Origin of the sequence: Escherichia sp. MOD1-EC6475, assembly GCF_003046645.1 — a bacterium.
Lineage (GTDB): Bacteria > Pseudomonadota > Gammaproteobacteria > Enterobacterales > Enterobacteriaceae > Escherichia > Escherichia ruysiae.
Genome location: NZ_PZKQ01000036.1, coordinates 88,995 through 102,427 on the forward strand (window position 1 = coordinate 88,995; position 13,433 = coordinate 102,427).

General features: G+C 50.0%; 7 protein-coding genes. 1 reads left to right on the plus strand and 6 read right to left on the minus strand.

What is annotated here, in order from left to right:
• Positions 1 to 318 precede the first annotated feature (318 nt).
• From zorD to zorA1, 4 genes are read right to left on the minus strand one after another with little or no spacing between them, the layout of a single operon-like run.
• Positions 319 to 3,558 carry a type I Zorya anti-phage system protein ZorD gene (gene zorD / locus A7589_RS12655; protein ID WP_000473724.1) on the minus strand — a complete coding sequence of 1,080 codons (3,240 nt, stop codon included), beginning with the start codon at positions 3,556 to 3,558 and terminating at the stop codon, positions 319 to 321.
• Positions 3,558 to 5,345 carry a type I Zorya anti-phage system protein ZorC gene (gene zorC, locus A7589_RS12660; protein ID WP_108188864.1) on the minus strand — a complete coding sequence of 596 codons (1,788 nt, stop codon included), beginning with the start codon at positions 5,343 to 5,345 and terminating at the stop codon, positions 3,558 to 3,560. Before zorC ends, zorD begins: the two co-directional genes overlap by 1 nt.
• A complete protein-coding gene (gene zorB1 / locus A7589_RS12665; protein WP_000483325.1) occupies positions 5,345 to 6,079 on the minus strand; it encodes a type I Zorya anti-phage system protein ZorB1 in 735 nt (244 codons plus the stop codon). Before zorB1 ends, zorC begins: the two co-directional genes overlap by 1 nt.
• A gap of 11 nt (positions 6,080 to 6,090) precedes the next feature.
• A complete protein-coding gene (gene zorA1 / locus A7589_RS12670; RefSeq protein ID WP_000492263.1) occupies positions 6,091 to 8,646 on the minus strand; it encodes a type I Zorya anti-phage system protein ZorA1 in 2,556 nt (851 codons plus the stop codon).
• Between the two features lie 311 nt (positions 8,647 to 8,957).
• On the opposite strand from zorA1, the gene A7589_RS12675 reads away from it, so the two are divergent.
• Positions 8,958 to 10,823, plus strand: a complete 1,866-nt coding sequence (locus A7589_RS12675) for a YaaW family protein (protein WP_105285954.1) — start codon at positions 8,958 to 8,960, stop codon at positions 10,821 to 10,823.
• A 154-nt stretch (positions 10,824 to 10,977) separates the two neighbouring features.
• Here the strand turns inward: A7589_RS12675 and A7589_RS12680 are convergent, their stop codons facing one another.
• Both A7589_RS12680 and A7589_RS12685 read right to left on the minus strand, forming a co-directional pair.
• Positions 10,978 to 12,360 (minus strand): amidohydrolase family protein, encoded by a 1,383-nt coding sequence (locus A7589_RS12680; protein WP_105282893.1) that lies wholly within the window; start codon positions 12,358 to 12,360, stop codon positions 10,978 to 10,980.
• 9 nt (positions 12,361 to 12,369) lie between these two features.
• Positions 12,370 to 13,320, minus strand: coding sequence for a carbamate kinase family protein (locus tag A7589_RS12685; protein WP_000661661.1), 951 nt, complete (start codon positions 13,318 to 13,320; stop codon positions 12,370 to 12,372).
• Between the last annotated feature and the right edge of the window lie 113 nt (positions 13,321 to 13,433).

The following is a 13,433-nucleotide window of genomic DNA, read 5'->3' on the forward strand; positions in this document are numbered from 1 at the left end:
GAGGCCTCGAACCCCGTACCATACAACAATCCTGGTTGTCGTCTGCTCTTCCTGATGAGCTAATGGCGGTTTTTTGATACGAACCTTACAGCATATTTTCTGTCAGGCCCTGGTGCGATGCATAAGATACAGAAAGTGCCCTACGCAAACATGACGGAATTATGATTTTTTTCATATGAATGTCAACTCATACATTCACAAAATGTCTTTATTGTTCATTAATAAAGCAATAACGAATCCCTGTCGATTTACTTGCCCGGTTATAGCGAAGACAACTCCGCACGCTTTTTTGAGTCTTAGCATCACCCATTGCATTCCCTACGCCTGCGGTGTACCCGCCAGCACCGCTTCAAAATCTGCGGCGGTCAGATCGGTTGCCCCTTTGAGCATATCTCTCGCCAATGCCCGGCGTCGGTTCAGTAATTCATCCAGCGTTTCTTCAAAAGTCATTAACTGGCTATCACGCACCGTCGGATAATAGACGTAAACATCTTTCTGCTGCCCGATACGGTAGGCCCGATCGGTCGCCTGATCTTCCTTCGCCGGATTCCAGCAACGGGTAAAGTGGATGACATGATTTGCTTTTTGGACATTGACGCCAAACCCAACCGCAATGGTGGATAAAATAATGACGTTAAAACCGGGCGTTGACTGAAATGCATCGATCAGGCTCTGACGATTTTGATCGCTGCCAGATTTGGTACTAGTATCACCATTAATAATAAAAGGCTTAAAGCCAAAATGCTGCGCAATCAGATGTTGCAGTTCTCGTTGAATATCGCGCAGTTCCGTAAAAATAATCACTTTGTCATCGGATGACTGGCGAATCGTATTTAATGTCTCCAGCAGCCATTTTACTTTCGGGGCATCGTTCCGTAAGCGCAGATCTGCACTGACGGAATAAGGCCATGCGCAAATAAGTTTCAGGCGATGCAGTAACCCCAGCATACCTGAGCCTCGTTGATCCAGCCCTTCGCTGATCTCCTGTTGGTTTTGCCAGCTTGCAACCGAGTGGGTATAGAGATCCCGTTGCAATGGCAGCATATTCAACTGCTTACAGCGTTGATCTTCAATCTTATCCGGCAGGTCTTTCGCCACTTCTTCTTTGGTGCGGCGCAGCGTCTGCGGTTCTATTAATTTACGTAGCGATTCGAGGACAGCATTATCATTCTGTTGCTCAATGGGGCGCAGATAATCTTTACCAAAATTATTTAAAGCCCCCAACAAACCAGGCTGAACGAAGTCAAATAAACACCACAGATCGACAAGGGTATTTTCGACCGGTGTCCCGGTACATGCGACTTTAAATTGTGCCTGAATGGCTTTTGCCGATTGGGTAATTAATGCCGCCGGATTTTTAATTTTCTGCGCTTCGTCGCACACCATTATGGACCAGGGTTGGCGAGCCAGCGAAAATTCCTGATCGCGCAACGTCTCATAGGTGGTAAGAACAATATGCGCGTCCCCCACCCAGTCACTTTGCAGTAAGTTCTTAATCCCCTTACTTTTAAGCGCCTGAGGAATGCTCTCTTTCGCGCATTTCTTCGCCTTAAGTTCATTACCGTAGAGTTTTAAAATCGACACCTGCTCGCGCAGGAAGAAATTCCCAACCTCACGCTCCCAGTTATCGAGTAACGACACCGGAGCAACAATCAGCGAAGGAGGCGCATCCGGGAAACGTTCACGGTGCCAGATGAGAAAAGTTAGAATCTGTAAGGTTTTACCCAGCCCCATATCGTCTGCCAGTAAACATCCCGCCGTCTCGGTTGGCGACTTTAGATACAACTGCTGGAGCCACGCTACCCCTTTACGCTGGTGTTCACGTAGCTGAATGGACGTTTTGAGGATCATCGGTAGTTCGACTTCTGCCTGATGTGCACCGAGCAAAGAGTCCCGCCGTTGTTTAACATACAGCGCCTGCTCGATATTTTGTTCTATCAGCAGAACGGCGCGACTGACCGGCTCACTACTGACACCATCATTTGTTTCGCCATCGATTTTCTTTTTCCATTTATCGTGGAAAATTTCTGCTTCTTCACGGGGCAAAAGGTTGTCGTTCCAGGGCATGGCGACTTCCGGCGCATCCGTGGCTTTTGCCTCTTCCAGCCGCTCTTCCAGTTCCTGAAAATGTTGATGATTATCGAGATCCCAGCCAGAGAACATGGCCTCGCACATCTCTTGCGCAAGGTTCTCCGGAAGCCATTTTTCACTTTCACTTTTGACCAGATAAGGCGAACTTATTTTTTCAAATTCACCGATCCCGATAACCCGGTCGCTGTATTTGTTCAGATCGAGGACGTGGGTAAAATTCATTCCCGCCGCCTGGTGCTGCCAGTTTTCAAGCAATGCCTGATAACCTTGCAGTTCTTCCTGGCTGAATCTGGAAAGCTCCAGATCGTAACCCTGCCAGACTCCGGCGGGCAGTTGTGCCGCTAACTTTTGTTCCAGTTCAGAGAGCAACGCCGCCAGTTCACCTGGTCGTTTAAAGATATAGGTTTCATCCGCCACAGATTGCTCAGTTCTGGGACTGAGAAGAAGCGTTACCGACGCAATTTGCCTGTTTTCATCAATCTGCGGCTCCAGGCGGAAATCATAAAAGTAGATCCCGGCGTCCTGTAAATTCTGCTCATAAACGTCAGGATCGAGCACCTGGCTCGCCTCTTCACCAATCCAGGTGTAGGGGTTGCGAACAAATGAGAGCGCATCATCCCCCGCCACGCGACGTCCCGTAATAGCGTGCACGGAGGTCAGGACGTCTTTGACTTCAGGAGAAAGAATGACATGGTTTAAGACACCATCGTCCCCTAAAACACGGTAACGATCCTGCACCTGTTGCGTGCGGTCAAAACTCTGTAACCAGTTGGCAGGCTGCTCATCAAAAACAGGTTCAATTTCCAGTACCGGAGTATCCACCACCAGCGATTTTCGCAGTTTTAACTGCAACGATTCCGGCCTGATGACGATCGTTTTCGCGAGATAGTCATCCAGTTTTGCCCCTGCTTTTTTGGCCTGCCGCCGTATTTTGGCCCAACTGGTTTGGTTGACCGTTTCGCCCGGCGTCTGTCGCTGCTGCAACCTGAGTTGCTGTAGTGCGTCCAGAAGTTGCCAGTTCTCTTCACTTAACACAAAGGTGCCTTCCGCAGAGGAAAAACTGGCGCCTGTGCAAGTTATCTCAACAGGGCGATAGTCGTCAGGCAGGGTCCATTTATCAATGAAAACGCGAAAAGTGTCATCGCTAATGCTTCCTGTTGCAGCAAGATGAGCCGTCAGATTGCGCTGTGGGGGAAAAGCGAAAATCGCCAGGCTGCTGGCATAGTCGTCATTTTTCCGGATGCGGTAAAAATCATCCCAACTAAGAAACCAGCAATCAGACCAGAGTGAAACATAATCTTCCTCATGAAGCTGTTCCAGGCATGAGGCGACAGGCCAGTTATCTTCGCTATCGGCAAGACTAAAGGGGAAAGCAAAGCCCTCTTCTTTCATTACATACAGCGGCACAAATGAAGCGGGTAGTGAGGTATTCTCTTTAATAAATTTACCCAACAATTTTTTGAACACTATTTGCTCCAGTAAGTAAATTTACCCAGCACCGGTTTAAACCCAAGGTTGAGTAATTTTTGTGCCGCTTCATGGTCAGGTTCATTGAACTGAATGTGGATTGCGCCCCCCAGCCCTCGTTTATCCATCACTTTGCAATCGACCGAACGAATAATCTCCCGGATTTGCTGTTCCCGGCCAGGGAGCTCTTTTTTGGCTTTTAACGAGGAGGCGATGATTTTGATTTGCTCTTCCCGGTCTGACTTTGCATCACTGACTTCATGTTCAGGTAACGATGCAGGTTCAGGCCGACTCACGGTCTTTGACGCATTGAAGCGAGAGATATCCAAAGTGACAGAGGACTGATTTAAATCTTCCGCAACGTAATCAATACCCAGCTTACGAAGTTCTTCATCATATCGGCTCATCCACCCCTCAATTCGGTTGAGTGAGTAGAGAAATACCGGCGATAAATGCGGTAAACGCAACCGGACTTTACGGCGGTTATTCCGCTTATCTTTCAGATCATAATCAATATCAAGAATGCCGGTTTCCGGATTAAAAGGCGCATTCCCCATATGGTAGGCATACATCGCCCCCACTTTCGAAAATTCGACAAACAGATAATCGCCAATGCGCATAATCATGGCATTGTTATCGCGTGAACCAGAACCTTGCAGGCGGCTTAATCGCCCTGCGTTTTTCGCCCTGAATTCAACATAATCGGCATCTTTGGATCGCAACGCATCTTCGCCCAGCACAATGCGCGTATAGCTCATTTGATTGGCAAAACGTAGCCAGTAGAACAGGCGCGCATGGTCAACATCCCGATTGCCTTTCAGCAATTCAAAGAACAGTTTCAGGTCGTCTTTGGCGAACCATCCTTGCACCATCAGTAATACGGGATTTTCAACGTGAACCTGCCAGCTTTTATTACGGCTGGTTAACTGTGGATTTCCCCAATATTCCAGGGCTAATTGTTTGAGTTCGAAATGCGTTTGATGTTTAAAAGCTGACTGATAATAACGGGTCAGCATGGCTGCCAGAATATTATCTTTAAACCGCGTAAGCTGGCGGCTTAAGGCGATAAGAGAATTAATTTTCTGCTGAAAATCATCGTCAGTCAGGCAAAAAATCTCATTGACCAGGTGGTTAACAATTTTGCGCCATAACCAGCTGGTTTGCGGAATTTGCGCGACTTTCTCCAGCACCGAAATATCCGTGATTTCTCCACGCCCAAGCTGTTGTCCGAGAAGAAAACCTGCATTATCGGTAAAAATATCGCTATAGGTGTCAATGACCGACATCCAGGACATCTGACGCGGCGCACTCTCTTTTAGCTGCTGAAAACCGCGAGCAATTTGCGTGCGTAGCTGAAGCCACTGTGGATTCTTTTCCGGCGTATCGCTGGAATGACCAAAGTAGCTGGTACATAACGCCAGCCATTCGCGGCGTGTTAACCGCTGCTGCGCAATTTTTTGTTCAATTTCAGCGATAATCCTCGCGAAGTTTGTTGCATCATCAATCAATGCAATTTCAAACAGATCGCCTTCTGCCACGTCATTAAGGCCAAAAAAAATCATCTTCCACTCGAAGGGCCCTGGCATCTCCCCCGCACGCAGTCGGGCAATGGCCTGACGGCGTTTCTCCAGAGGGGGAACCATCTGCACTGCGCGAGCATCTACCTTCCTCTCAAGTTGCGCGATAACGCGCTGAAGATAGTGAAAAGCGTGACTTACCGTCGGCTGCACGTTCTGCTCCCGGTAGGGCAGCAAACGGGTTTTCAGTTTTTCAATAGCGGAAGTCATTACATGGCTCCCAACTGACAGGTTTCCTGACTAATGCCAGGAACAACATCCATGCTTTCGTCGTGCTTTTTGTCTTTCAGGCCAAAGAATTGCATCCGCAGTTCTACGCGACGGCTGGCTTCTTTACTCTCTTTCGCATTGTTGAACGAAACCCCGCCCGCCAGAAATAATTTGCGGATCTGGACTTGCTGTTCCGGGGTTATTTTTTGCTGTAGCGCGCTTCTGCTATCCAGCAAACTGCACATCACCCATTCCGAGCGTTGCAACGAAAGGTGCAAGTTATAGAGATAAGAACCGTCGGTATCCGTAAAACCTTCTATAACAATTTGCTTAAACCATTTTTTGCCTTCATCGCTATTTGCCGCCTCCAGCACTAACGGCACCACATCCTGTAGCGCCTGTAATCCTTCGGCGTTAAGCGCAAAGCGATTGTGCTCAAAACGCCCGGCTTCACCAAAGCTGATACGGTTGTCATGGCAATCAACCTGAATCGTCTTGTTGAGATTTTTCGCCTGAAGCTCAAGTTTTTCACACAGGCGAGCGATATCATGCCCGCGCGATTTCTCCCCCGCTTCCGCCTGCTGGATCCGCTGCGTAACAGAGCTAAGTGACGCCACCATCACCACCAGAAACAGCACCATCATGGCGGTCATCAGGTCTGCATAGGAGATCCAGAAGGGTTTTTCCGCTTCATCGCTGCGCCGTTGCCTGCCATTAAATACCCGGTTAAACATCAGCCTGTTCCTTACGCGCGACGATGACGGAGTACTGTTTCCAGCGTATCCACGCTTTCACCGATAATCTCAACCGAAGAACTTAAGGCTCCCGCCGCTTTCGTCAGTTGCGTATCCATCTCTTGCAGTGAACGATTCAGGCCGTTTTCCACTCCGGTCGTAAAGGATTCAAAACTGGTTCCCATTACCTCGGCAATGTTATGCAGGAACTCCTGAGCCTCACGGTTATATTGTTGCAGGCGTTCAGAGTACGCCTTCAGATCGTCAACAAAACGGCTGCGCGATGATTGTTCATCATGGCTACGGTTAATCAGCGTTTCGAGTGCCGTTATGGCATTCGCCACGACTTCGCGGGTATTACGATAATCAGCAATCAATGCCCCCAACTCCGCGCTGGCACTGGAAAGCGTGCGTCCCGCCTGTTGCGTGCCATTGAGCACCTCGGCGGTCAACTGATTAGCCTCGGCGACACGATCGCCCGCAGCTTCAAAGCGGTCGGCAGCCACGCGCATTTTATCGGCTCCTGTTTGTATCTCTTCCAGATGGCGCGTGGTATTTTTCGCCATCCGTTGCAGCAGCTCGCCTGAAGCCGATTGCTGTTCACGCAGCATCTGCATCAGCGACTCAACCTGACTTTCAAGCTGACCAATGATTCGCTGCGCTTCCTGTTGTAACGCACTCTGCGCTGATTGCTGTTGCTGGCTGAGCGACTTCTGGCCTTCTTCCAGTTGCCCAAACAGGTTGCCAAGTTGACTACCCAGGTGATCGATACCGCTGGTCATTTTCTCTCGCAGGGCATCCTGACTTGAATGCATGGTTTGCTGTAACGACGTCATAAACTGTTGTTGTTGCTCAGCCGCCGCCTGCTCACGTGCTTCGCTACGTGCCAGAAGCTGCTGAGTCTCTTCATGCAGCACGCGTTGCCCCTGTTCCTGAGTCTGGCTCATCTGTTTTTGCCCGGACTCCAGTTGGCTGAATACGCCCGCCAGGTTTTGCGTCAGCGTTTCGACACCTTTGCTCATATTGCCCATCAGCAGATTTTGCGCCTGATTTTGCTGCTGATTAAGTTGCTGCTGACCATTTTCCAGCTGTGCAAAGAGCGTCGCCATATGGCTGCCAAGCGTATCCACGGAAGCCGCCATTTTCTCCATGGTTTCATTTTGCCCTTGCTGAACACTGGACTGGATAGCCTCAATAAACGCGCGCATCTGTTCCGCCATCGCTTTTTCACGCGCTTCGCTGTCGGCAAAGATTTTTTCCAGTTGTTGCGCCATCCGTTCGCCCGCGCCTTCGCCTTCTGCGCCAATACGGGCTACGGACTCCTGCAAGCTGCGCAGCATCTCATTCATCCCTGCCTGCATCTCCTGCTGACCGCTTTTCATTTCGCTTAACAGTTGAGAGATCAGTTGCGCGCTGCCCTGACGTGAGTCATCCCCGGCCTGACGCATATCCTGCAACAACGTTGAGAAGCCGCTTTGCATAGACTGAATGGCTTCCACTGAACGCCCCATCATCTCCTGCATGGTGGTGAACTGCTGACCAAAGGTGTTATCCATTTTGCTCATAAAGGCGGTCAGGACGTTCTCCAGCATCGACTGCACACGATGACTCTGATCGCCGGAGGCGGTTTGCACCACGCCAGCAATTTTATCCAGCGGATTTTTCAGGCTGGTTTCGATAGCGCCACTAACCTGTTCAGCAAACTGTTGGCCTGACTCGCGGTATGTTGTTGATAATGTCTCTGCCAGCTTTTGATTTTCCCGCATCTGGCTATCCACCAGGTTTTGCAGCATTTCACGCAGGTCAGTGACCAGACCATCCTTAAGTTGCCGCGCATGGGTGGTGTTTTCTTTAGTACTGGAAAGAAGTTGCGAAAGGTAATCTTCACCGACGCCGCCTTCAAAAAGCTGGTCAATGCTGGCGGTAAGGAGTTCAAGGTTTTTATAGCATTGCGCCAGTCGCCATTTTTCAAACATGGTGACCAGAATGGAAAACGTAATAGCAAACGCCGAACCTAAAAACGCATACAGAACGTCGCGTAAAAGGTTAGCGACGCTGGCGCTGACCTGCTCTGGCGTGCTGGGGTCAAAATGGTGCAAACCAATCATCAACCCCGAAAAGGTGCCGATGATCCCAATTCCGGTCAGGATGCCTGGAAGATGTTTAAACGCTTCCGTATAGAGAGGAATTTCGACTAATAACGGTTCCGTAAACCATGCTGACGCTGGAGCCGTTGAGCGAATGGCGCTAATTTTTTTTTGCCCGCTATTTTCATCAAACTCAAACTGGCGATGTAGAGACTCTTTAAATTCGCTCCAGGGGTGCGCAAAAAATTTATCAGAGAATAACGCGTCTAATTTTTCGAGTTGTTGTGCCGGTTTTTCATTGCCAAGTCCCCGAATTGCTTTCGCTTTTTGTTTAAAGCGCGCTGAAACCCTAAATGAAGGAATAGCGTAACGGACAATGAAACCCAACAACAAAACCCCAACCACAATAGCGACATAAATCGGCACATTTTCTGGATTAACAGAGGTTAACGTGTCGAGGAACGAAGTCAGCGAAAACATCTAAATACCTTGAGTGAAGGAAAAGAAATTTGCAGGGCAGAACATCACCAGCAAGGAAAAAAAATCGCCCGCTCATTATAGGAAAAGTCTCGATTTTTACATCAATAAAACGTTATATATCTCACAAAAACATTGATCACACGCATACGTAAGAAATTTAAATCGCTTGGTAAAAATAATTCACAGAATTTATGCTTTATGACACAAAGATTGGGGATTTTATTTTTTCGCCGCCAGACTTACGTATGAAACTTTTTCATGGGGCGCGCTGCTTCTAATAACGTCCAGTCACTATTCAACGAGACAATTAAATGAGCGAGATTGACATTAAGGGCGATGAAACGCTGGTTGCTCTGCTACTGAACGCCGACAAAAACGATATCGATCTACTGATTGATTACATTACCCCAGACGGAAAATTTAATTTTTCCCAGTCTGACCGCGTTAAAAAGGCCTTGCGCGATGGTAAAAATAGCGAAGCTATTGATGAGGAAACATTGCGTTTGCTGATTCGCGAACTGCAACATTTTGGCGGTAACACCGTAATAAATCTGTTCCGAGGCAATGGCGTTAGCTATAGCGAAATTGTTGACGATGTTGCCAGCCATCTGAAAATTAAAGTCGCGAAAAATGCCCCGGTAAAAGAAAAAGAATCACTGATTATTGATGCCGTTTTCGCTTCATCCTGGAACAAAATGTCAGATGACGATCGCCGTCAGCTTCTCCGCGATATGGGAATTAACACCAGTATCAGCCTGGATAAGCTGTCACGTATGGAGCTGCCTCTTTTGCAACGTGCGGCAATGGTAGCAAGCGGTCTGGCGCAGATCGCCACGGGGAAGGCACTACCGTTAATTGCGGGTCTGGGGATAGGTCGCGTGTTGGGCGTTCTCACCGGTCCTGTCGGGTTAGCCCTCACCGGCTTATATACCGCTTATGATATTTCCAACCCGGCGTTCCGAATCACCTTGCCCTGTGTGGTGCAAATTGCCTGGATTCGCTTAAAAAATTCCCGCCATCACCGTCTGAGCGAATCGGTATCATCAACGACAATTTCAACCGCAAACTATGACAATCGCTGGGTGTTTGAAAATGAAAAGTCGCAGCGCGTTTTAACTGTATCGTCTATCGCTTTAAATAAAATTACCCATCCCGACACTCTGGTACGGCATGACATTACTGAAATTTCACGGTTAGGCCCACTCTTACAGACGCTTCCTTCGCTCGCCACCGCCGCCCATATTGCCAGTCATCACTATATGGAAGTTATTATTGATGGCGCACTGGCGAAAGTGAAAGATGGCTCGGGATATCGTGGCTTCAGCCTCGGGGAAAAAGGGATTAAAGCGCACGCAGTTTTGCTGAACCCTGACAAACTGAATCAATTAGTCAATGCCGGCATATTACTGAATGTCGCCTCGGCGATACTGGCGCAAAAACATCTGGCAGATATCAGCAACAAACTAACGCAGATAATTGAAACTATTCGGGAGATTTCTGCATTCCAGAACAATGCCCGCAAATCTGAAATTGTCGGCGCTATTCAGTATTTACAGCAAATCACGCCTGTCGTCATTGAGGGGCAATCTTCGCCAGAAATACGGCAAATGCTTGAAGCTATCGAAAAGGATTTTTCAACACTCCAGGATCATCTACTGACGGATATTGCCTTTGCTGGCGAGAAGGTAGCCTCTATAAATGACGGCAGTTTTTTCAGTAGCGCAACAATCACCAGTAAAATTCAGGCGCAACAAAAAATTATCGAAGAACGGACGATGGAGTGGGATTTAGCGATGAAGGTACGCGGGCAAGCATTGCATCTGGTCAGCCATAGTGAGGGTCAGACGATGCTGGTAGAGCGCCGCCAGCAGGCTATAGAACATCATTACGCGCAGTTCGATACGGTTATCAGCAAGGTAGAAAAACAATTACAGTCACGAATTGATAGCATCAGCGCCGTAGCGGAACAGGCGAATACCACCAGCGCCAATAAAGTCATTTTGCGAAAATGGTGCAACAACCGCTTAATGCCGCAAAAAGTCGCAATTAAGGAAGCTAGCCAGGCGTTCGATCAATTCCAACAAAATATGCTGGACAAGCCGTTGCAGACCAGCCGCATGTTGGTGGAAATGAAAGACGGTAAACCAGTGAAGTGTTATGCGTTGCCGGATGCTTAAGGCGGCTCGCAATATTTGCGGTGTGGTTAGCGGTGTCATTCATAATTTCTCCGGCTCAGGAGAATCAAGGCTAACAACCCCGTATTCAGGCTGCCCCACTCCCTGGGGCTATAAATCTCTTACGACTCACCGTTGCAGACATTTCAAATGCATATCACCCTGCCACACGCCCCCACACCAGTTGCCCTTTATGGAACGTTGCCGTTCTCGGCGAGATACGCGCCACCGCCTCGGCGGAACAGGAGGCATCCACCAGCACAAAGCTGGCGTCATCCTGCGCTTTTGGCCAGACGCGCTCGCCTTTTTCGTTGAGCGGCAATACATCGCCAGTGGCTAAAAACAGCGAGCGGGAGAGGTTCTGCTCATTGGGGCGGATATAAAGCTGCGCATACAGATTGGCTTTTTCCAGCATGTCGCCCAAGCCGTAAGGTGACCAGTGGTCGATAACGCTGTCGGTGCCGGTCATGACTTTTACGCCTTTGTCGTGCAACTGTTTGAGCGGCATATGCAACGTACCAATCGGTACCGTCGAGGCGATTGAAATTTGCTGCGCCGCCATGCGGTGCGCCAGTTCATCTACCTGTTGCTCGTTGAGCGTTGCCAGCGCAAAGGCGTGGCTGATGGTCAGCTTACCTTTCAGCTGCGGCGTTTTCTCTACGGTTTCAACCATATAATTGATGGCCGCCACGCCCGCCGGCGTGGTTTCGTGCAGGTGAATATCGACGCCTTTGTCGTAGTCCAGCGCAATCTGGAACATGGTGTCGAGGGATTTTTCCATCGCGCCATCAACACTGGTCGGGTCCAGCCCGCCGACGTAATGCGCCCCCGCCTGCATCGCTTCGCGCATCAAAGGCTCCGATTTCGACAGCAGCAAACCGTGCTGCGGGAAGGCGACAATTTCACACTCGAAGCCCGCCTGACGTCGCGCCAGCACCGCCTGCAAATTTTGCAGATTTTTCAGACCGGATACCGGTTCGATATTGCAGTGGCTGCGGGCAATAGTGGTGCCTTTCGACTGCAATAAATCAATCAGTTTTTCCGCCCGCTCCTGCGTGTAGGGTTGCAGCTCCGGCAGCATTTTTTGCTCGAGCTTAATCATGTCCTGGATAGTGGTGCCTGCCGGGCGATTGAGCGAGCGCCACGGCCCGCCGTAAAAGGTTTTGTCGAGATGAATATGCATATCGCGGGTGGTGGGCAGCATCAACTTACCGCCAGCGTCATAGTGCGGCAGCGTGGCGTCCGGATGCTGCTTGTTCTCGCGCAGGGCAACAATTTTGCCGTCCTGAATTTCCACGGTCTGGCGCGCCGTGCGGGTCTGCACCGCCACACCGTTTTCGTAATCAAAACCGGTTTCCAGCAGCACGTTGTCGAGATAATAGTGCGGGTCAGTGATTTTCATGGTGTTATTCGCTTCGCAGTTTGTGGTGCCAGAGACCGCCGCATGGGCGAGCGGCACAGACGTACCAAACAGCGCGGCGGCGGTGACCATCTTACCGCTCTGGCTCAGAAACTCACGACGGCTATTGTTTTCTTTCATCTTACATCCTTACGTTTTAATAATATGGGTGCCCGTTTCACCGCGCAGCGCCGCTGGCAGGCATTCCGGCGTGGTGATAATCACTTCTTTGCCGCCCTGCTCCAGGAACGTCAAGCTGGCGATGATTTTTGGCAACATGCTGCCAGGCGGGAAATGCCCTTCCTGCATATAGCGGGTCATGGTGGCAATATCCACCCGATCGAGCGCCTGCTGCTGGGGTTTGCCAAAGTGAATACACACTTTTTCCACGCCAGTGGTGATCACCAGAATGTCGGCGTGAATTTCACGCGCCAGTAGCGCGGTAGAGAGATCTTTGTCGATAACCGCGTCCACGCTTTGGTAATCACCGGCTTCACTGCGCACCACCGGAATGCCGCCGCCGCCCGCGCCAATCACCACAAAGCCTTGTTGGATCAGCGCCTTAATGGCCGGTGCTTCGACAATACGTTTCGGTTCAGGCGAGGCGACCACCCGGCGATAGCCCCGTCCGGCATCTTCAACAAAACGCCAGTCAGGGTTTGCCTTTTGTAATTCGTCACGCTGGCTTTCATTGAAGAATGCGCCAATGGGCTTGGTGGGATGAGTAAATCCCGGATCGTTTTTATCCACTTCCACCTGAGTCACCACGGTGACGGCTTTTTTCTCGCCGTGGCGCGCCAGCCGGTTGTTCAGCGCCTGTTGGATCAGATAGCCAATGCCGCCTTGCGTATCCGCCACACAGTTCGCCAGCGGCGTTAAGGGCAGCCCTTCGCGCTCGTGGGCAATCTCCGCACGGCGTAAATCCAGCCCGACCTGCGGCCCGTTACCGTGGGTCAGCACAATGTCGTAATCGGAAGCCAGCATTTCCAGCACCGTATCGGCGACGGCTTTCACCGCCTCCGCCTGATGCTCAATCGACTGGCTGGCGTTATCTTTGATAATGCTGTTGCCACCAATGGCAACGACCACAAGTTCTTTCATGTTGTTATGTCCGCTACAGAGGGTGATGGGGTTATGACCAACGCCAGACTGCCTGATGCGCTACGCTTATCAGGCCTGGAAATTCTTGTGCCACTTGTAGGCCGATGTGATGG

What these genes read in the sequence shown, in the direction of transcription:
- zorB1 (WP_000483325.1), bottom strand. Translation starts at nt 6,079, where the DNA reads ATGTTTAACCGGGTATTTAATGGCAGGCAACGGCGCAGCGATGAAGCG.
- zorA1 (WP_000492263.1), bottom strand. Translation starts at nt 8,646, where the DNA reads ATGTTTTCGCTGACTTCGTTCCTCGACACGTTAACCTCTGTTAATCCA.
- A7589_RS12675 (WP_105285954.1), top strand. Translation starts at nt 8,958, where the DNA reads ATGAGCGAGATTGACATTAAGGGCGATGAAACGCTGGTTGCTCTGCTA.
- zorC (WP_108188864.1), bottom strand. Translation starts at nt 5,345, where the DNA reads ATGACTTCCGCTATTGAAAAACTGAAAACCCGTTTGCTGCCCTACCGG.
- A7589_RS12685 (WP_000661661.1), bottom strand. Translation starts at nt 13,320, where the DNA reads ATGAAAGAACTTGTGGTCGTTGCCATTGGTGGCAACAGCATTATCAAA.
- A7589_RS12680 (WP_105282893.1), bottom strand. Translation starts at nt 12,360, where the DNA reads ATGAAAGAAAACAATAGCCGTCGTGAGTTTCTGAGCCAGAGCGGTAAG.